This is a genomic window from Romboutsia timonensis (assembly GCF_900106845.1).
Taxonomy (GTDB): Bacteria; Bacillota; Clostridia; order Peptostreptococcales; family Peptostreptococcaceae; genus Romboutsia; species Romboutsia timonensis.
This window is the reverse complement of sequence record NZ_LT629850.1, coordinates 1,438,547-1,459,227: the sequence shown is the minus strand read 5'-3', so window position 1 is coordinate 1,459,227 and position 20,681 is coordinate 1,438,547. Positions and strand designations below refer to the sequence as shown.

The window sequence follows — 20,681 nt, the reverse complement described above, 5'->3', positions numbered from 1 at the left end:
AAAAAAGTTTACAGTAAACGTAAAGAAACAATTGAACGAGTTTTTGCAGATGCAAAAGAGAAACATGGTATGAGATATACAAAATTAAGAGGTTTGTCGAAAATTGAGATGGAGGTAAGCCTTATTTTCTCATGTATGAATCTAAAAAAATTAGCCAATTGGATGTGGAAGGATACGTCCAGTAATCTAAGGCTTACGCCTATTTTTAGTATATTATCATTAAAAATTTTTATAAAAAAGAAAATAGCCATTTAATATAAGTAAAAATGGCTATTTTGTCTACAATCTGACTAGAAGATATTATTCTTCTAGTTTTTTTTGCCATATTTAAAAATAAGTTGGTTTTAGGTCTAGGTTTATATGATAGCTTTAGTTTTAATTACATTTAGCTACTCTAAAATAAAAGAATATACTGTGTTAAAAGATGTTTTCGTATTTATAAATGAAAATATCGTTTCAATTTTGATAGTGAAAAAAGATGATGATATTCACGATTATGATTAATTAAAAATATATTATTATATCCATATAATTATCTTTGCAATTTAGAAAAATATTTATCGTAATTTTAATATCAACACAGTATTAAAACATAGCTTAATAATTAAATCATCAATAAAATATATCAATTTAGAAAATTTTAATTGGTATATTTTTTTATGTTATACAACTAAATTGTGCAAGAAATTAACAAAAATAGTAATTATAAAATTTATTGAAAAGTTTACTTATAATATACTTTAATATTAAATAAAATAAACTTTATGTGTTGAAAAATACATAAGGTTAAATTGAAATTAAAATCATTACAAACTTTTAAAAGTTTACTTATATTAAACTTAAAAAAAATTAATGTAAACTTTTAAAAAATAAAACTTAAATATTGTTGGAATAACTGGATTATAAAAAATATAAAAAATGCTTGATAAAATATAAAAATGTTTATATAATAAATCTTGTTAGTTTAATAAAAGTAAATTTAAAGTATAAAAATAATAATCTTTTTACAAAGTTATCTTTTGAAATTTTGAAAGGAGGTTTTATGTGAATACTGAAAAATATGAAAATATAGGGTACAATGAAAAAATTCCTTTACTTAGTTTGTTAAAAAATTATAGTGAAATGGATATATCCTGTTTTGATGTTCCAGGTCATGTGAGAAGTCAGGGAGTATCTATACTTAATGATTATTTAGGTAATGAAATTATGAATATGGATATAAATTCTTCACCACTTATGGATAATGTATCAAATCCAAATGGAATTATAAAAAAAGCACAAGAATTATTGGCAAACTCATATAATGCACATAAATCTTTTTTTATAACTAATGGAACTACTCAAGCTATACATGTAATGATACTAAGTATGTTAAGTCCAGGAGATAAGATACTTTTACCTAGAAATGTACATAAATCAGTTATAAATGGATTAATTATGTCTGGAGCTACACCAATTTTTATTCAGCCTGAGTTTGATTATGATTTAGGAGTAAGTTTGAATATAAGTTTTGAGAGTGTTTATAAAGCTATATCAGATAATAGAGATATTAAATGTTTATTTTTATTGAATCCAACTTATTATGGCGCATGTTCACAATTAGAAAAAATAATAAAATTATGCAAAGATAATAATATTAAAGTTTTAGTGGATGAGGCACATGGTGCACATTTTAAGTTTCATAAGGAATTACCGCCATCAAGCATAGAGCTAGGTGCAGATATGGCAGCTATAAGTATACATAAAACTGGAGGAGCATTAACCCAAGCATCAGCACTTTTAATAAATAATACGGTAGATGATAAAAAGGTTTTACAAACTATAAATATGCTGCAGTCTACATCAGCATCTTACTTACTTATGAGTAGTATAGATGGAGCTAGATACAACTTAGATATAAATGGAGAAAGGCAATTATCTAATGCTTTAAATCTAGCTAGGTATGCAAGAAATAAGCTTAATAGGATTGATGGTATAAAGGTTTATTCACCACAGGATTTAAAATCAAAAGGTGTAGAGTTTGTAGATGAGACTAAGTTATGTATAAATGTTAAAGGCTTAAATTTAACAGGATTTGAAGTGTATGATATGTTATATAAAAATTTTTCAGTTCAAGCTGAATTAGGAGATTTGTATAATGTACTTGCACTTATATCCATTGGTACTACAAAGAAAGATGTAGATAGACTTATAAAATCTATAGAAATTATAGCTAAGACTAAAAAAAGAAGTACAAAAATAAAAGATATAGAAATAAGACAGATTAATACTGAAATAGGTATAAATCCTAGAGAAGCATTTTATGCAAAAAAAGAACTTGTAGATATAAAAGATTCATTAAATATGATATGTGGAGAATCTATAATGGCATATCCACCAGGAATACCAATTATATCTCCAGGAGAAATAATAACTTATGAGATTATAAATTACATAAATTTACTTAAAGATAGTGGAGCATATTTTACAGATGCTCAAGATAAAAAATTAAATAAAATATTAGTAGTAAATGATACTGCTAGTATCAGCTAAGGAGTGTGTTTTTATGAAATTTGAAACTTTAGGTCGTCATATATTAGTAGAATATTATAATTGTGATGAAGAAGTATTAAAAAACCCAAAGTTAATAGAGGAGTTTATGAATAACTCAGCTTTAAATGCAAAGGCTACAATAGTTGATTCTGTTTTCCATCACTTTAATCCATGGGGTGTATCAGGCGCAGTAATAATAGCAGAATCTCATTTAACTATACATACATGGCCAGAATATGGATATGCAGCAGCAGACTTTTTTACTTGTGGAGATATAGATCCATGGAAAAGCTTTGAATTATTAGAAACTCTTTTAAAAGCAGAGAAAAGTGAGTCAACAGAGATACCTAGAGGATTAACTACAAAAATACAAAAATTTGCAAAAAAAGATTTAGGCAATATTACTCATAAGCCAGAAGCTATATAAATAATAAATACCTAAATATAAATAAAAAATAAAAATAAATTTGGACTTATATTTTAGCATAAAGATAAAGAATATGCAAATTTACATAGCTAAAATATTAATATTAGATATAAATAAAAAATATAAATAAAAAATATAAATAGATAAATTATAAAAAATAAAAATAAATTTGGATTTTGGGAGGAAGTACTATGGAGCTTTGGTACACAGAAGAGTGGACTGACAATGTACGTTTTTCAATAAAAGTAGATAATCACTTATTTAGTGATAAATCAGAATTTCAACAAGTAGATGTATTTGAAAGTAAGGAGTTTGGAAAGTTCTTAACACTAGATGGACTTATGATGGTAAATTATAAAGATGAATTTATATACCATGATATGATAGTTCATACACCTATGGCAACTAATATGAATATAAAGAATGTATTAGTCATTGGTGGTGGAGATGGAGGAACAGTGAGAGAACTTACTCGTTACCCACAAATAGAAAAAATAGATATGGTAGAAATAGATAAAATGGTTGTAGATGTATCTAGAAAGTATATAGATATATGTGCATGTAAATTAGATGATAAAAGAGTAAACTTATATTACGAAGATGGTGTAGCTTTTGTTAGAAATGCTAAAGATGCATCTTATGATTTAATAATAGTAGATTCAACTGATCCAATAGGCCCTGGAGAAGGACTATTCTCTGTAGATTTTTATAAAGATTGTTATAGAGTATTAGGTGAGGATGGAATACTTGTAAATCAAAATGAAAGTCCTTATTTTGATTTTAATGCAAAAGAGATGAAAAGAGCTAATAATAAAATAAAGAATTTATTCGAGGTAACTAGAGTTTATCAAGCTCATATACCAACATATCCATCAGGACATTGGTTATTTGGGTTTGCATCTAAGAAATTTGATCCAATAAAAAATCACAACAAAGAAGCATGGGAAAATTTAAATTTAAAAACAAAATACTATAATAGCGATATACATAAAGGAGCATTTATGCTACCGCAATATGTAAAGGATATGTTAAATGAAAATGAATAAATTTTCCAATATAAATACATTTATGGGTATGGAAAATCCTTATGATAAATCTGATATAGTCGTTTATGGAGCAGGATTTGATGGAACTACATCTAATAGACCTGGAGCTAGATTTGCAAGTAGTTCTATGAGACCTGAATTTTATGGACTTGAAACGTATAGCCCAATTCTTGAATTAGATTTAGAAGATTTTAAAATCTGTGATATGGGTGATTTAGATTTAAGTATTGGTGATACTGATAAAGTATTACAAGAAATATATGAAGGTACAAAACAAATTATACAAGATAATAAAATACCTTTTATGATAGGTGGAGAGCACTTGGTTACCCTTCCTGCATTTAAGGCAGTTTATGAAAAATATGAAGATGTTTATATACTACATTTTGATGCCCATACAGACTTAAGAGAAGAATATAATAATAATAAAAACTCTCATGCTACGGTAATAAAAAGAATTTGGGATATAGTTGGTGATAATAAAATATATCAGTTTGGAATAAGATCTGGAACTAAAGAAGAGTTTGATTTTTCACTTAAGGAAAATCATACGTATATGGAAGTTGGAAATATAAATACTTTTAAGGATATAGTTGATAAATTAGAGTATAAAAAAATATACATAACAATTGATTTAGATGTATTTGATCCATCAATATTTCCTGGAACTGGAACGCCAGAACCTGGAGGAGTTACATATAGGGAATTTGAAAATATATTTAGTATACTAAAAAATTCAAATGTAGATATAGTAGGATGTGATATTGTTGAGCTTAGCCCAGACTATGATAACACAAAAGTATCTACTGTATTAGCTTGCAAGGTTTTAAGAGAACTAGCTCTTGTATTAGGATATAACAATGAAAAAAATAAAAATAAAAATAAATAAAGGAAAGGTGATATAAGGATATGGCAAGACATTTATTTACATCAGAATCAGTAACAGAAGGGCATCCAGATAAGATATGTGACCAAATATCTGACTCAATATTAGATGCATTATTAGAAAATGACCCACATGCTAGAGTTGCTTGTGAGACAACAGTAACAACAGGATTAGTATTAGTAGCAGGAGAAATAAGTACTAATACTTATGTTGATATACCAAAGTTAGTAAGAAAAACAGTAAAAGAAATCGGATACGATAGAGCTAAGTATGGATTTGACTGTGACACTTGTGCTGTTATAACTTCTATAGATGAGCAATCAGGAGATATAGCAATGGGTGTGGATGAAGCTTTAGAAAATAAAAAAGGTGAAGTAACTGAAGATGAAATAGAAAAAATAGGAGCTGGGGACCAAGGTATAATGTTCGGTTTTGCTTGTAATGAAACAGAAGAATTAATGCCCCTTCCAATATCATTAGCTCATAAATTAGCTAGAAGATTAACTGAAGTTAGAAAAAATGGAACTTTAGAATACTTAAGACCAGATGGAAAAACTCAGGTAACAGTTGAGTATGATGGAAACAAAGTAGTAAGAGTTCATACAATACTTATATCAACTCAACACGGAGAAGAAGTTGATAATGAAACTATAAGAAGAGATTTAATAGAGCATGTAATAAAAGCGGTTATACCTGCAGAATTATTAGATGAAGAAACTATAATATACATAAATCCAACAGGAAGATTCGTTATAGGAGGACCTCAAGGGGATACAGGTCTTACAGGAAGAAAAACAATAATAGATACTTACGGAGGATACTCTAGACACGGTGGAGGAGCATTCTCAGGAAAAGATCCTACAAAGGTTGACAGATCAGCGGCTTATGCGGCAAGATATGTTGCTAAAAATATAGTTGCGGCAGGGCTTGCAGATAAGTGTGAAATAGAATTAGCTTATGCTATAGGTGTTGCTAGACCATTATCAATATTTATAGATACTTTTGGAACAGGAAAAGTTTCAGAAGAAAAGTTAGTTGAATTAGTTAACAAAAACTTTGACTTAAGACCTGGTGCAATAATAAGAGATTTAGACTTAAGAAAACCAATATATAAACAAGTAGCTGCTTATGGACACTTTGGAAGAAATGATTTAGACCTTCCATGGGAAAGAACTGATAAAGCAGAAATATTAAGAAGCCAAGTATTAGAAAAATAGAAATTATATAAAAATAAGGTATTTGTAGTTTACAGATACTTTATTTTTGCCTGTTTTTTTGTTGTATAGAAATCTAAATTGTAATTATTTATGTAATATACACTTTACAAACGAATAATTAGGTGCTAACATTAATTTAGGATTGTAACTGATTATGCAGGCAAAACCCGAATAAACGTTTATGTAAAATTACGTTTATTTTGGTTTTGCCTTTTTATATATAAATTATTTTTGGGGGAGCAAGGTATGAAAATCGAAAAGATACTTAATAACAATGCCTTTATTTCTATTGACAAAAGTGGAGAAGAAATAGTAGTTATGGGAAGAGGAATTGCCTTCGGAAAAAAACAAGGTAATGAAGTTGAATTATCTAGAGGATACAAAATATTCTCTAATTCAGATAAGGAGTTAAACCAAAGACTTAAGAATATTGTTTCAGATATTCCAGAAGAATACATGAAGATTACAGAACAAGTAGTTTGTATGTTAGAGAAAGAATATGACAAGAAAGTAAATGATATAATATATGTTTCATTGACAGAACATATACATGGAGCTGTAGAACGTTTTAAAAAAGGAATACAAATAAAAAATCCTCTTTTAATTGATATAAAAAGGCTATTTAGAGACGAATATGAAGTAAGTAAACAAGCTCTTGAAGCTATTAAAGAAGAGTTTGGTATAGAGTTTGAAGAAGACGAAGCAGGATACATAGCTCAACATATAGTAAATGCACAATTAGATGATGATATGTCAGATATAGTTAATGTAACAAGAATTATGCAAGATATATTAAATATAATAAAGTATTCATATAAGATAGATTTTAATGAAGAGTCAGTGTATTATTATAGGTTTGTTACACATTTGAAATTCTTTGCACAAAGAATACTTAATCGTTTAACTTATGAAGATGACGATGAAGATGTTTTTGAAGTTTTTAAAGATAAGTATAATGAAAGCTACAAGTGTGTTTTAAAAATAAAAGAGCAAATAAAACAAATTTATGATTATGAGTTAAGTAAAGATGAGCAATTATATTTAATGATACATATAGAAAGAATTACAACAAAAGCAACTTTATAACATGATAATTAAGCTGGAAATCCACTGGCTTATTATATAAAAAGGATTGCAACTACGCTATAAGGTAACTTGTATATGTAGGCAAAGCCTCTATTTAAAAATATGAATGGAGGGAAAAAAATGGATTACACAAAAGTGGGGAAACAAATTTTAGAAAGAATGGGTGGAAAAGATAATGTTATTAGCTTAGTACACTGTATGACAAGGTTAAGATTTACATTAAAAGATGAGTCTATAGTAGATGATGAACTTGTCAAAAAAACTAAAGGGGTAATGGGCATTATGAAAAAAAGTGGCCAATACCAAATAATAATTGGAAATGAAGTAGGAGCAGTTTATAAAGAAATTTGCAAACTAGGAAATTTCCAAAATAATAAAAAAATACAAAATAATAAACCTAAAGAAAAACAAGGAATATTATCAACAATTCTCGATGTAATTTCAGGCTGTATGGCACCAGTTATACCAGCTCTTATAGGAGCAGCTATGATTAAGGTACTACTTACAGTATTACCTATGATGGGACTATTAGATAGTAGTAGCCAAACTTTTGAGCTAATATCTATAATAGGTGATGGTGCATTCTTCTTTATGCCTGTATTAATTGCAATGTCAGCTGCAAATAAATTTAATACTAATCAGTATTATGCTGCTAGTTTAGCATTAATTATTTTACATCCTAATTTTATAAAGCTTATGAGTACAGCTAATGAAGCTGGACTGACAGTTAAGTTTTTTAACTTAATACCAGTAACATATGCTTCATATGCATATTCAGTAATTCCAATAATACTAGGAGTATGGGTATTATCTTACATAGAAAAGTTTGTAGATAAAATTACTCCTCCTATAACTAAAAATTTCTTAAAACCAATGTTAGTTGTGTTATTTACAGCACCGATTGTTATGGTTGTAGTAGGTCCTTTAGGATCTATATTTGGAGATGTTTTATCTTCAGTAATATACTTTATACATGATAAGTTAGGATTTATTGCTTTAGGACTTGTAGCTGGTATATATCCTTTTATAGTTATGGCAGGTATGCATCATGCATTTACCCCAATTAAGTTAAGTATGATAGCTACAACAGGATATGAAGCATTCATATGTATATCAGAATTTTGTTCAAATATGGCACAAGGTGCAGCAGCACTAGCAGTTACAATGAAAACTAAAAATAAAGATTTAAAACAAACTGCAGGTTCTTCAGCATTTTCAGCATTAGTTGCAGGTATAACAGAACCAGCACTTTATGGTATAACAGTTCGTTTAAAAAGACCTATGCTAGGAGCTTGTATAGGTGCAGCAACAGGTGGTTTAGTAGGAGGATTTTTCCAATTAAAATGTTTTGGAGTAGCAACACCAGCACTTGTTACAATACCTCAATATATAGAAAGTACTAGATCAGAATCTCTTATATATATATTAATAACAGCAGCTGTAACTATAGGAGTAAGTTTTATAGCAACTTATTTTATAGGATTTGAAGATGTTGTTGATGAAGAAGATGAAGAAATAGAAGAAACAAATTCTTCATTAAATTTAAACACAGGTACTAAAGTACCAAGCCCAATAGAAGGTGTAGTAGTACCGTTAGAAGAAGTAAATGATTCTACATTTTCAACTGGTGTATTAGGTAAAGGTATTGCTGTAATACCTACAAAAGGAGAAGTAATATCTCCATTTGACGGAACTGTAGATGCATTCTTTGAAACACATCATGCTTTAGGTCTAAAAAGTAATGATGGATTAGAAATGTTAATACATGTAGGATTAGAAACAGTAAATTTAAAAGGAAAATATTTTACACCAAAAGTAAAAACTGGAGACAAAGTAAAAACAGGGGATGTTTTATTAACTTTTGACATCAATGGAATTAAAGAAGAGGGGTATGACATAGTTACTCCAATAATTATTACTAATTCAGAAAAGTATATGGAAGTAATCAATACTAATGATGAAAATACTACTCAATTACAAAATTTAATAACAGTTGTATAAAAGTAATTTAAATAAGGAGACATATGATGGAAAAGTTTAAAATGCCAAAAGATTTTTTATGGGGAAGTGCATCAGCTGCATATCAAGTAGAAGGAGCTTATTTAGAAGATGGGAAAGGTCTTACAAATTGGGATAAATTTGTAAGGATAGCTGGTAAAACTTTTAAAGGTACAACAGGAGACAGAGCAGTTGATCATTATTATAGATATAAAGAAGATGTAGCATTAATGGCTGAAATGGGATTAAAAACATACCGTTTTTCTATATCTTGGGCAAGGATAATACCTGATGGTAATGGAGAAATAAATGAAGCAGGACTTAAGTTCTATGAAGATTTGATAGATGAGTGTATCAAATATGGTATAGAACCTATGGTAACTATTTATCATTGGGATTTACCTCAAGCTCTAGAGGATGAGTATTGTGGATGGGAAAGTCCAAAAATAATAGATGATTTTGTGAAATATGCTACAGTTTTATTTGATCGATTTGGTCAAAAAGTAAAATACTGGATTACATTAAATGAACAAAATATATTTACTACTTTAGGATGGATGAGTGCACTTCACCCACCAGGTAAATTTGATGATGCAAAAACTTATTATCAAGTAAATCATCATGCGTTTATGGCACATGCAAAAACAGTAATAGAATTTAAAAAGCGTATACCAAATGGAAAAATAGGAGCAAGTTTTGCATATAGCCCAAGTTACGCTATAAATTGCGATCCTAAAAATGCTATGTCTAAGATGGAATTTGATGATTTAAAAAATTACTGGTGGATGGACATATATGGATATGGAAGATATCCAAAAGCAGCATTTCGTTATTTAGAAAAACAAGGATTTGCACCACAGTTTGCTGAAGGTGATGAAGAAATATTAAAAGAAGCTGCAAGCAAGGTTGATTTTATGGGAGTAAATTATTATCAAACTAGTGTATGTGAATATAATCCAATAGATGGAGTAACTCCATATGCAACAATGAACACTACAGGAGTAAAAGGTTCTGGTCAAATAACAGGTCAACCAGGATTATTTAAAAATCCACCAAATCCTTATCTTGAAACTACAGACTGGGATTGGACAATAGATCCAAGTGGATTAAGATATGGATGTAGAGAAATAACTAGCCGTTATAATTTACCAATAGTAATTTCAGAAAATGGATTAGGTGCTTTTGATAAAAAAGAAGAAGACGGAAGTATACACGATCCATATAGGATTGCTTATTTAAAAGCTCATATAGAAGAGTTAAAGAAGGCAATGGATGATGGTTGTGAAGTATTAGCTTATTGTACTTGGTCTTGTACTGACTTATTAAGCTGGTTAAATGGATACCAAAAACGCTATGGATTTATATATGTAGATCGTGATGAAGAAAGTGGATCAATGAATCGTTACAAAAAGGATAGTTATTATTGGTATAAAAAAGTTATAGAATCTAATGGTGAAGTTTTATAATAAAAATCAAAAAAGATAATTTGTAGTATTTTCTACAAATTATCTTTTTTTGATTTTTATCAATATTTTAGAAATAAAAAATCGAATTTTAATTTCTAGGTGGTTTTATAATTTATGACTACTTTTTCCCATATATCACAAGCATAGTATTTATACAAATATTTAAAAATATGATTTAGGATTAATGTATATAACAATATTTTAGCTTAATAAAAATAATGATAATGTATTCATAAAAAACTCAATTTATGCAAATACTGTAAATAATATAAATAACGTAAGGAGTAGGGAATATGGCAAAAAAGGGATTAGAAAATTTTACAGATAAAGTTGCAAAGGATTTAATAAAAAAACAAAGCATAAGAGATGAACAAAGAAAAATAAGAGAAGAATACTTAGAAAATAAATATAAAGAAGCATCAGATTTAACTAATGATATAGAAGTTTATATAGAAAGCTTAAATAATATAATAAATATAAATCCAAATGTAATATCAATAGAAGAATTTATAAAAAGAGACATACAAGATGTTCCAAAAGAGCTTTTAGTACCATATACAAAGCCAATAGAATTAAGTTTAAGAAAACCAACTTTACTTGAAAAAATATCTAAAAAATCAAAACAAAAATACAACTTATATATACAACAAGAAAATGAAAAATACGAAAAAGAATATAAATTATATGAAGAAAATGAAAATAACAGAAAAAATAAAATTAAAGCACATAATCTTCAAGTAGAAGAAATTATAAAAACTAAAAAAGAACTTTACAAAAATCAAGATGCAACACTTATAAGTAATTATAAAGCAGAAATATTAAAACAAGTACAATATCCATTTAAATTTAAAAAGTGTATAAACACAGGGTATTGTAAAGACTCTAAAAAGTTAGTAATAGATTATTTACTTCCTGATAGAAAAATAGTTCCAGGAACAATAAGATATGAATATAAAAAAACAATAGATAGTATAAAACCTATACCAATTAATGAAAAAGATAAAAATAATATATATAATCAAACAATATATTCTGTAGCACTTAATGTCATAAAAAATATATTCGATAAAGATATATATAATAACATAGATACTGTTGTATTTAATGGATATATAAATGATATAGACTTAGCTACAGGACAAGATATAAGCCCATATATAATATCGGCTATGGTAGATAAAAATACTTTTAATAGTATAGATATGAATAGAATAGACAAGCTAACGTGCTTAAAAGAAACTATGCAAGGAAGAATAGATATAAACTCAAAGTTATGTTTAAATAGCATTACCCCTATATGTAAATGTGATTATTTAAATAAGTCAGTTGAAAATAATGATAGTATAAATTTATTAGATGTTGATCCATTTATACTTGAGGATTTAGTATCTATATTATTTAGAAATATGGGATATGATGTATTGCAGACTAATAAAACTAATGATGGTGGTATAGACTGTATATTAAACCATGATGATCCTATAGTTGGTGGTAAGGTTATAGCACAGGTTAAAAGATATAAAAATAATATAGATATACCAAAGCTTAGGGAGTTTGAATCTGTACTTAGANTAAAAAAACAAAGCATAAGAGATGAACAAAGAAAAATAAGAGAAGAATACTTAGAAAATAAATATAAAGAAGCATCAGATTTAACTAATGATATAGAAGTTTATATAGAAAGCTTAAATAATATAATAAATATAAATCCAAATGTAATATCAATAGAAGAATTTATAAAAAGAGACATACAAGATGTTCCAAAAGAGCTTTTAGTACCATATACAAAGCCAATAGAATTAAGTTTAAGAAAACCAACTTTACTTGAAAAAATATCTAAAAAATCAAAACAAAAATACAACTTATATATACAACAAGAAAATGAAAAATACGAAAAAGAATATAAATTATATGAAGAAAATGAAAATAACAGAAAAAATAAAATTAAAGCACATAATCTTCAAGTAGAAGAAATTATAAAAACTAAAAAAGAACTTTACAAAAATCAAGATGCAACACTTATAAGTAATTATAAAGCAGAAATATTAAAACAAGTACAATATCCATTTAAATTTAAAAAGTGTATAAACACAGGGTATTGTAAAGACTCTAAAAAGTTAGTAATAGATTATTTACTTCCTGATAGAAAAATAGTTCCAGGAACAATAAGATATGAATATAAAAAAACAATAGATAGTATAAAACCTATACCAATTAATGAAAAAGATAAAAATAATATATATAATCAAACAATATATTCTGTAGCACTTAATGTCATAAAAAATATATTCGATAAAGATATATATAATAACATAGATACTGTTGTATTTAATGGATATATAAATGATATAGACTTAGCTACAGGACAAGATATAAGCCCATATATAATATCGGCTATGGTAGATAAAAATACTTTTAATAGTATAGATATGAATAGAATAGACAAGCTAACGTGCTTAAAAGAAACTATGCAAGGAAGAATAGATATAAACTCAAAGTTATGTTTAAATAGCATTACCCCTATATGTAAATGTGATTATTTAAATAAGTCAGTTGAAAATAATGATAGTATAAATTTATTAGATGTTGATCCATTTATACTTGAGGATTTAGTATCTATATTATTTAGAAATATGGGATATGATGTATTGCAGACTAATAAAACTAATGATGGTGGTATAGACTGTATATTAAACCATGATGATCCTATAGTTGGTGGTAAGGTTATAGCACAGGTTAAAAGATATAAAAATAATATAGATATACCAAAGCTTAGGGAGTTTGAATCTGTACTTAGAAATTCTGATGCTATGAAGGGTATATTTATTTCTACAAGTAATTTTAGTAGTAATTGTGAAAAGTTTGCATCAGATAATAATATAAGTCTTATAAATGGTAACTTATTAGTTGATTATTTTAATCAATATGGTATAAATTCACATATACTACATAAATAGTTTATACTTAGTAATAGATATTAATATAAAAATTTTGCTTTGCTCAAGCGACGTGTCGGCGAAACATTTCATAAGCGATATATCCTTGCTCAAAACTCATAAGAATAAGGTTAACATAATTATATTAAGTTAACCTTATTTTTATGATTTAATAAATGAAGATATAAATACATATTATAAGAAATTTAAAAGGATTTAACATTATTTAAATAAACTATAAATATGATAAGTTGTAATAAAATTTTTAGTATGATAATATTTTATTGGATATTTTATAAAACCTAAATAAGAAATGAGGATAAAATAATGAAATCTATAAACATACTAGATGAAATATCAGATGGAAAATTATATGATATTGAAGATATAGTAAAAGCAGACACATGTGGATGTGATGGATGTAGCGATTGCTGTCAAGATGTTGGTGAACTAGTAGTCCTTACACCTTTTGATATATATGAAATGGTAAATTACTTAGGTGTTGAATTTGATGAATTACTAGGAGATAAGATTGAATTAAGACAAAATAATAAAATATTATTACCATACTTAAAAATGCAAGATAAAGATAAAAGATGTAGCTTTTTAAATAAAGAAAATAGATGTATGATTCATTCTAAACGTCCAAACATTTGTCGTTTATTCCCTCTTGGAAGAGCATACCAAGATGATGATTTTAAATACTTTTTACAGGTAGGAAACTGTCCTAAAGAAGATTTAAAAGATGTTAAGGTAAAAAGTTGGATAGGAATTGAAAACTATGATGAAAATAAAAGATTTATCTTAGAATGGTATAAGTTTATTAAGGCACTAACTTTCCGTTTAAAGTTTGTAAGAGATGAAGAAGAGATAAAGGCAATTAATAAAATTTTATTAGATGGATGTTACCGTATTAAGATAAAAGAAGATGAGGATTTTTATTCTGTATTTTTAAAAGATTTGCCTAATATAAAAAATAGCTTGGGAATTATTTAGTAATAAAGGAAAATAACAGATTAAATAAGGTAGAGTATAATACTAAATAACCCTACGTCTTAAAAACAGACGTAGGGTACTTTATCATCATCAACTTTATAAAAGTAAAAAATGATATTTTGAAATGTTTCGCCGACACGTTGCTCAAGCGAAGCGAATTTTTGATAATTTAACTATTATATATTTTTGCCATAAAAAATTCATCTACATATTTACTATCTATAATCATTGCATTTTTCTTAATACCTTCTACTTTAAATCCATTTTTTTCATAAAGATGTTTTGCTATAGTATTAGAACAAATTACACTAAGTTCAAGCCTAGTAATCTTATTTTCTATAGCCCATGTATCTAATTCAGAAAATAATTTACTTCCAATTCCCTTACCTCTGTATTTCTCACGTATTCCAACAACAATGTAGCCAGTATGTTTAATTCTTTTATATTCTCCTTTCTGGGCGGAAAGAAAACCAACTATATTTTCTTCATCTTTAGCTACTAAAATTAAATTATCACCATTAATACTTTTTTCAATTATATTTTTTACTATATTAATATCAGTAGGGCGTTCCCCTGGTTCAAACATCATAAATTTAGTCTCATTATCTAAATGCAAAAGCATATTTAAATAATTATTAGCATCTTCCATTTGTATCTTTTTAATCTCCATTTTTATCCCCCATATCTCTTATTAATATCATAATAATTATATCAGAAATTAGGATTAAACAAATTCCACTAAATATAAATGTTTTAGTGAGCATATAAAATTATACAATTATTTTGATATACATAGTTTAAGCACAAAGAAATATAACATAGCATATTCTTATAGATATGAATTTCTAAAAATATTTTAATTTAAACGCTATGTTTTAATACAGTGTTGATATTAGAAAGAATTTTAATAACAAAAAAGTAGGAGTTATACCACTTGGTATAACTTCTACTTTTTTATTCGCATTATATTAAAATTACGAACTTTGATTACATTATACATAAGATACCAATTGTTTTCCAACTACAAAATTGTTTCATTAATTTCAAGTAAAATATCTTATTTTAACTTAGTTCAATATACTTATCTCTTATAGTATTTATATTTGAATCATTTTCAGTTGTAACATAGTTTTTTATTTTTATTTATTTTTTCTTTTTCCCTATAGTCTATATATAGTTAGCTTTATATATTGGCTATGTTAAACTTATAAATAGTAATTTTTATAAATTTTCTTCAGGCTTTGGATAATATTTTTTAAAAATATAGCTTAAGCATAGCCAAATAACAATACCTATAGCCATAGAAAATATTGTGTTCGTGTAGTTATCTGCAAAATTAAAAATCCCCATTATTGTAGAAGTTACTATACAGTTAGATTTTAAATGTTTGCTATACATTATTTTATATGATTCATTATATGTACCATCTTGATTTGATTTTTTTACATATTTTTTAATTTCAATTACTCTATACAAAACACTATACGCAATGTAAAAAATAAAACTATAATACAATGCATTTATTAAATTATAAATCAATATAAGACCCTCCTTAATTTACTAAATGTTTATTTCGTAATATATAACAATTGCGTATTTATTTTTTATTATATCATTTTCAACATTGATTTAAAACAGAGCTAATTTAAAACAAACTTAAAACATAGGCTATGTTTTAACACAATGTTGAAATTAGATAAATTTTAAATAGTAAAAAACCAATAGCTGTATGAAAAGCAAATACAACTATTGGTTTAGTTCGCATTATATTAAAATTGTAAACTTTAATTATATTATATATATAACTTATTAATTTTTAGTTACATTTACTTTCGTTGATTCAATCCATTTATACAAAGCATATCTGTAAAAAATAATTTTATCATCTATCTTAACATAAGATATATATTTAATACCTAAAAATGCTCTGTCTGAAAACACAATGATGTATTTTTATTTGATGTATTATAACTTATACAAATTATTAAAAAAATCAATTAAAAATGCATTATTTTTTTATTTTTTGAATATAACTCTTTTAGGAGGTGTTTTCGTGTCTAAGAAAACTTTTATGAAACTATCTTTATTTTTTAGTTTGATATTAATATCTTTTAGCTTGAATGGTTGTTCTACTTTAAAAGATAAGCCAATATTAAAAGAGGAAATAAAGAGTAAGGATGAAAAAGTTGAAACTCAAATTATGGTGGAGGAAGAAGAAATTTTAAGCACTATAGAAGACTTCGCTCTTCAAGTTAGAAAATTTGGAACAGAAGGAGAGAAAATTTCGGCAGATAAACTAAAATCAAAATTAGAATCATATGGGTATGATGTGGATTTTCAAGATTTTGAGGTATTTGATATGGGTGATAATGTTAGAGAGTATATTCATTCTAATGATGTGAATACTTTTTTTAATTTAAACCCTACAAATAGTACAAGTTCAATGGGCACTGCAAGAAATATAATTGTTAAATCTAAGAATTTTGATGTAAGTAAAAAAACACTTTATTTATCTGCTCATTATGATACTACAAGTGGTACTACAGGCGTGTATGATAATGCTACAGGCGTAAGTGCTGTTGTAGAGATTGCTAGAAATCTCCAAAATTATAAGAATGATGAAATTAATATAGTATATGCTATTTTTAGCGCTGAAGAATATTTTAAATCAGGTTCTAGATATTATCTTAGTCAATTAAGTAATACAGAAAGAGATAATATAATAGGAGCTATAAATATAGATATGATAGGATATGAAGGTTTTGAATATCCAGAATTAAAAACAGTTGGACCAATAGAAATTATTTTAATGCAAGAAGATAATAACACTTTAAGTGATGCATTTAATAATCAATTTAATGAAAAATATAATGTTAATAGAGAACTAGGTGGAATGTCTGATGATTTATCGTTTTCTAAGCTAGGTATACCAACAATATATTTTGCAGATGAAAATTTTATAACAGGAGCTAATATTGAAGAAGAAAGCACAGATATACAGTTAGAACCTGTAAAAGTAAATGCTATTTCTAGTTTTTGTGAGGATATTGTTGAGTTTGTAAAAAATTTATAATAAATATTAATATTTTATTCTTAGTTTATGTTATCTATCTTCGTGATAACTATATCATAAAAATAACCATACCTTAGGCTTTTCAATACATTGAATTCTAAGATGTGGTTGTTTCTATAATTTACTATAAATTGTTCGTAATATATTAAAATTATGAACAAAATTTGCTTAATAAGTAGAAGTGTATATTTTTGGGACTGTAGGTAGTTTTGTGTAAATACAAACTTACCTACAGTCTTTTTTGAATGTAAAATTGGTAAGTTTGGAATAATATTCATATTAAACTTTTGGAGGTAAAGAAATGAAAGATCAAAGAGAAATAATTATTCCAGATTTAGACTACCAAGCTGAAGTAAGAAAATGTAAAACCATGGAAGATGTAGTTGGTAAAAATGGATTAATGCAAAAGCTGTTCAAAGATATTATCCAACAATTGCTAGAAGCAGAAATGGAAGAACATCTGGGAAGAGAAAGACATGAAAGAAGTAATGAAGCTAATCCAAACTATAGGAATGGATATAGTTCTAAGACTATTGAAAGTAGTTTTGGTGAAGTTGGCCTAGATATACCAAGAGATAGAAAAGCACAATTTGAACCGAAGGTTGTTAAAAAGTATGAAACTGTATGTAATGAACTAGATAAAAAAATAATAGGTCTTTATGCCTGTGGTATGAGTGTAAGAGATATCCAATCTGAAATGGAAGAACTATATGGCATTGATGTGTCTCCTGCAATGATATCTAAGATAACAGATAAGGTTGTAGAGGCTGCCGCCGAATGGCAAAGCAGAGAACTTAATGAAATATACCCAATCGTATATATGGATGCTATGCATTTTAAAGTAAGAGATGATAATAAAATAGTTTCAAAGGCAGCATATATATGTATGGCTTTAGATATGAAAGGAAAAAAAGATATATTAGGTATTTGGATTGGTGAATCAGAAGGCGCAAAATTTTGGCTATCAGTTTGTAATGATTTGAAAAATAGAGGCGTAGATGATATTTTAATTGCATGTATGGATGGTTTAAAAGGTCTACCTGAAGCAATTAAAACTGTGTATCCAGATGTAAGTATTCAAACTTGTATAGTTCATCAAATTAGAAACTCTCTTAAATATATAGCATCAAAAGATCAGAGAGAGTTTATGAAAGATTTAAAAAGTGTTTATAGGGCATTTAACGAAGAAACAGCACTTAAAAATTTAGATATTCTTAAGGAAAAATGGTATTCAAAATATTCTGTTGTAATAGATTCATGGTACAATAACTGGAGTAATCTGAATACGTATTTTGAATATCCACATGAAATTAGAAGAATTATTTATACTACAAATGCTCTTGAGGGATTTAATAGACAGTTAAGAAAATATACTAAGGTAAGAACTGTATTTCCAACAGATGAGTCACTAAGAAAATCACTATATTTATCTACCATGAAAATTATGGAGAAATGGACCTCTCCAAACCAAAATTGGGCGTCTACTTTAGGACAGCTTACAATTATGTTTGGAGAAAGGATACCTAACTCTTACACAATATAAATTTTTTTGAAATTATGGAAAATTTAGTGTATAAATAACTAAATTAAACACATAATAATTGTGTAAAGAATTCCAGTATTAGTATTTCTCAAAAATAAAAAAATATTACTGGAATTTGAAATTTCCAGTAATATAAATTATAAAAAATCTTATTTACACAAATCTATAGACATTCTCATATTTTTCAGTAAAACTCCTATTAATTATATCTATATATACCCATTGTTTTATATCTATCTCCTTCTAATACTTCACTTGCTCCATAATATATGCTGTAATCTTCTTCATTTATTTCAACTATAGCATCTCCCTCTTTAAAATATGGAACTTCAAATATATGATATTTAATATCTCGCATTATTCTTCTTGCATCAATAAGTGCAATTATATCTCTATTTTCTAATCCATATAAACACAATGCTTCAACTCTATTTAAATCATTTTTAAACGCTTGGTTTTTTACTGAATTAGATACGTATCTTATGATATTTACGATTCCATATAAATCATTATTATCATAAGCATCCCATCGATTATTTTCCTTATCAAATAATTCTTTATATCTATCATCCAAAATAACTTGGCTTAATACAGTATAACAGTCATCAAATTTAAGAACTTGGTCTTGATTTAAATTAGAGAATATATCAGCTCTTAAATCATATCGTTCTTTATCTGACATATTAGGTTTATTTTTTTCTACTGATTCTATTATATTTATCAATTCTTGTTCTTCGGTTTCTTTTAAATGAATATCATTAGAAATAATTTGCTTAATATTATTAGTCTCAATGATATTTTCATTTTTATTAATATCCAAAGTTATATCTTCTTTTGAATTACTGCACCCTTTTAAAAACAATGATATAGCAATTAAAAATAAACTTAACCTAATTACTTTTCCCATATAATCCCCCAATTTTTCTATTTATAATTAATTCTCAACTTATTAACTTGAGTAATTTAAATCTATGTTTAAAAATACTATTGAAAAATATTTATAGTAAAGATAAGTATAATATAAATTTTCTTTTCTATAAATGTTATCGTACATATTCCTCGTGATGAAATTTCATAAAAAAGATGTTAATATTCTCATAGTATCGAATAGCTTTTTCACCTATTTGTTGTGTCTCAGTTACAATGTATTCTCCTTTTCTAATTTCTTCATTGTATCCAATAGTTCCCCAAATAAATGCAACAAATAAGACAAACGGTATAATAATACCTCCAAGCCATACGTTTAAATATGTAAAAGGTATAATTAAAATTAGACCTATCATTAATACCCAAGCTACTAAATAAGTAACATTTAACCAAGAATGAAAAACATAACCATATCCTCGTAGTATTTGTTTAACTATTCTACCTCCAATTGCAACTACTGCACTAACTGAAAATAGTACAATCAATATTTTAATATACATCTTTTTTGCTATATTATCATTTTTTTTATCCATATATGCCCCCATATC

17 protein-coding genes are annotated in these 20,681 nt (G+C 26.6%); 13 read left to right on the top strand and 4 right to left on the bottom strand.

From position 1 onward, the window contains the following. The 11 genes from BN7997_RS09530 to BN7997_RS09480 all read left to right on the top strand — a co-directional run. The coding region (locus BN7997_RS09530) for a transposase (RefSeq protein WP_074010972.1) at positions 1 to 255 on the top strand (255 nt) is incomplete at its 5' end. Between the two features lie 789 nt (positions 256 to 1,044). Next, positions 1,045 to 2,532, top strand: coding sequence for an aminotransferase class I/II-fold pyridoxal phosphate-dependent enzyme (locus BN7997_RS09525; protein WP_071120564.1), 1,488 nt, complete (start codon positions 1,045 to 1,047; stop codon positions 2,530 to 2,532). Between the two features lie 13 nt (positions 2,533 to 2,545). Then, on the top strand, positions 2,546 to 2,959 hold the full coding sequence (gene speD / locus BN7997_RS09520) for an adenosylmethionine decarboxylase (RefSeq protein WP_071120563.1): 414 nt from the start codon (positions 2,546 to 2,548) through the stop codon (positions 2,957 to 2,959). Between the two features lie 191 nt (positions 2,960 to 3,150). Then, entirely contained in the window at positions 3,151 to 4,005 is an 855-nt protein-coding gene (gene speE / locus BN7997_RS09515) for a polyamine aminopropyltransferase (protein WP_071120562.1), read from the top strand. Beyond that, entirely contained in the window at positions 3,992 to 4,894 is a 903-nt protein-coding gene (speB, locus tag BN7997_RS09510) for an agmatinase (protein ID WP_071120561.1), read from the top strand. Before speE ends, speB begins: the two co-directional genes overlap by 14 nt. Positions 4,895 to 4,914: 20 nt before the next feature. Beyond that, positions 4,915 to 6,108 (top strand): methionine adenosyltransferase, encoded by a 1,194-nt coding sequence (gene metK / locus BN7997_RS09505; RefSeq protein WP_071120560.1) that lies wholly within the window; start codon positions 4,915 to 4,917, stop codon positions 6,106 to 6,108. 246 nt (positions 6,109 to 6,354) lie between these two features. After that, positions 6,355 to 7,194 carry a BglG family transcription antiterminator LicT gene (gene licT, locus BN7997_RS09500; RefSeq protein ID WP_071120559.1) on the top strand — a complete coding sequence of 280 codons (840 nt, stop codon included), beginning with the start codon at positions 6,355 to 6,357 and terminating at the stop codon, positions 7,192 to 7,194. A 120-nt stretch (positions 7,195 to 7,314) separates the two neighbouring features. Then, on the top strand, positions 7,315 to 9,195 hold the full coding sequence (locus BN7997_RS09495; RefSeq protein WP_071120558.1) for a beta-glucoside-specific PTS transporter subunit IIABC: 1,881 nt from the start codon (positions 7,315 to 7,317) through the stop codon (positions 9,193 to 9,195). Positions 9,196 to 9,221: 26 nt separating this feature from the next. After that, entirely contained in the window at positions 9,222 to 10,658 is a 1,437-nt protein-coding gene (locus BN7997_RS09490) for a glycoside hydrolase family 1 protein (RefSeq protein WP_071120557.1), read from the top strand. A 293-nt stretch (positions 10,659 to 10,951) separates the two neighbouring features. Then, entirely contained in the window at positions 10,952 to 13,615 is a 2,664-nt protein-coding gene (locus BN7997_RS09485; RefSeq protein WP_071120556.1) for a restriction endonuclease, read from the top strand. Between the two features lie 306 nt (positions 13,616 to 13,921). Further along, complete coding sequence (locus BN7997_RS09480) at positions 13,922 to 14,590, top strand: YkgJ family cysteine cluster protein (RefSeq protein ID WP_083335075.1); 669 nt, start codon at positions 13,922 to 13,924, stop codon at positions 14,588 to 14,590. Positions 14,591 to 14,759: 169 nt separating this feature from the next. Here the strand turns inward: BN7997_RS09480 and BN7997_RS09475 are convergent, their stop codons facing one another. Both BN7997_RS09475 and BN7997_RS09470 read right to left on the bottom strand, forming a co-directional pair. After that, entirely contained in the window at positions 14,760 to 15,260 is a 501-nt protein-coding gene (locus BN7997_RS09475; protein WP_071120554.1) for a GNAT family N-acetyltransferase, read from the bottom strand. A 551-nt stretch (positions 15,261 to 15,811) separates the two neighbouring features. Continuing rightward, positions 15,812 to 16,129, bottom strand: a complete 318-nt coding sequence (locus BN7997_RS09470; RefSeq protein WP_071120553.1) for a hypothetical protein — start codon at positions 16,127 to 16,129, stop codon at positions 15,812 to 15,814. 514 nt (positions 16,130 to 16,643) lie between these two features. On the opposite strand from BN7997_RS09470, the gene BN7997_RS09465 reads away from it, so the two are divergent. Together BN7997_RS09465 and BN7997_RS09460 are read left to right on the top strand one after the other, a co-directional pair. After that, a complete protein-coding gene (locus BN7997_RS09465) occupies positions 16,644 to 17,663 on the top strand; it encodes a M28 family metallopeptidase (RefSeq protein WP_071120552.1) in 1,020 nt (339 codons plus the stop codon). Between the two features lie 301 nt (positions 17,664 to 17,964). Continuing rightward, positions 17,965 to 19,206: an IS256 family transposase gene (locus BN7997_RS09460; protein ID WP_071120551.1), complete on the top strand. Its 1,242-nt coding sequence runs from the start codon at positions 17,965 to 17,967 to the stop codon at positions 19,204 to 19,206. Between the two features lie 199 nt (positions 19,207 to 19,405). On the opposite strand, the gene BN7997_RS09455 is transcribed toward BN7997_RS09460, so the two are convergent. After that, positions 19,406 to 20,113 (bottom strand): hypothetical protein, encoded by a 708-nt coding sequence (locus BN7997_RS09455; protein ID WP_071120550.1) that lies wholly within the window; start codon positions 20,111 to 20,113, stop codon positions 19,406 to 19,408. Positions 20,114 to 20,249: 136 nt separating this feature from the next. Further along, a complete protein-coding gene (locus tag BN7997_RS09450) occupies positions 20,250 to 20,666 on the bottom strand; it encodes a hypothetical protein (protein ID WP_071120549.1) in 417 nt (138 codons plus the stop codon). Positions 20,667 to 20,681 lie beyond the last annotated feature (15 nt).

Coding starts and splice junctions, on each gene's coding strand:
- speD (WP_071120563.1), top strand. CDS start 2,546: ATGAAATTTGAAACTTTAGGTCGTCATATATTAGTAGAATATTATAAT.
- speE (WP_071120562.1), top strand. CDS start 3,151: ATGGAGCTTTGGTACACAGAAGAGTGGACTGACAATGTACGTTTTTCA.
- speB (WP_071120561.1), top strand. CDS start 3,992: ATGAAAATGAATAAATTTTCCAATATAAATACATTTATGGGTATGGAA.
- metK (WP_071120560.1), top strand. CDS start 4,915: ATGGCAAGACATTTATTTACATCAGAATCAGTAACAGAAGGGCATCCA.
- licT (WP_071120559.1), top strand. CDS start 6,355: ATGAAAATCGAAAAGATACTTAATAACAATGCCTTTATTTCTATTGAC.
- BN7997_RS09495 (WP_071120558.1), top strand. CDS start 7,315: ATGGATTACACAAAAGTGGGGAAACAAATTTTAGAAAGAATGGGTGGA.
- BN7997_RS09490 (WP_071120557.1), top strand. CDS start 9,222: ATGGAAAAGTTTAAAATGCCAAAAGATTTTTTATGGGGAAGTGCATCA.
- BN7997_RS09480 (WP_083335075.1), top strand. CDS start 13,922: ATGAAATCTATAAACATACTAGATGAAATATCAGATGGAAAATTATAT.
- BN7997_RS09475 (WP_071120554.1), bottom strand. CDS start 15,260: ATGGAGATTAAAAAGATACAAATGGAAGATGCTAATAATTATTTAAAT.
- BN7997_RS09460 (WP_071120551.1), top strand. CDS start 17,965: ATGAAAGATCAAAGAGAAATAATTATTCCAGATTTAGACTACCAAGCT.
- BN7997_RS09455 (WP_071120550.1), bottom strand. CDS start 20,113: ATGGGAAAAGTAATTAGGTTAAGTTTATTTTTAATTGCTATATCATTG.
- BN7997_RS09450 (WP_071120549.1), bottom strand. CDS start 20,666: ATGGATAAAAAAAATGATAATATAGCAAAAAAGATGTATATTAAAATA.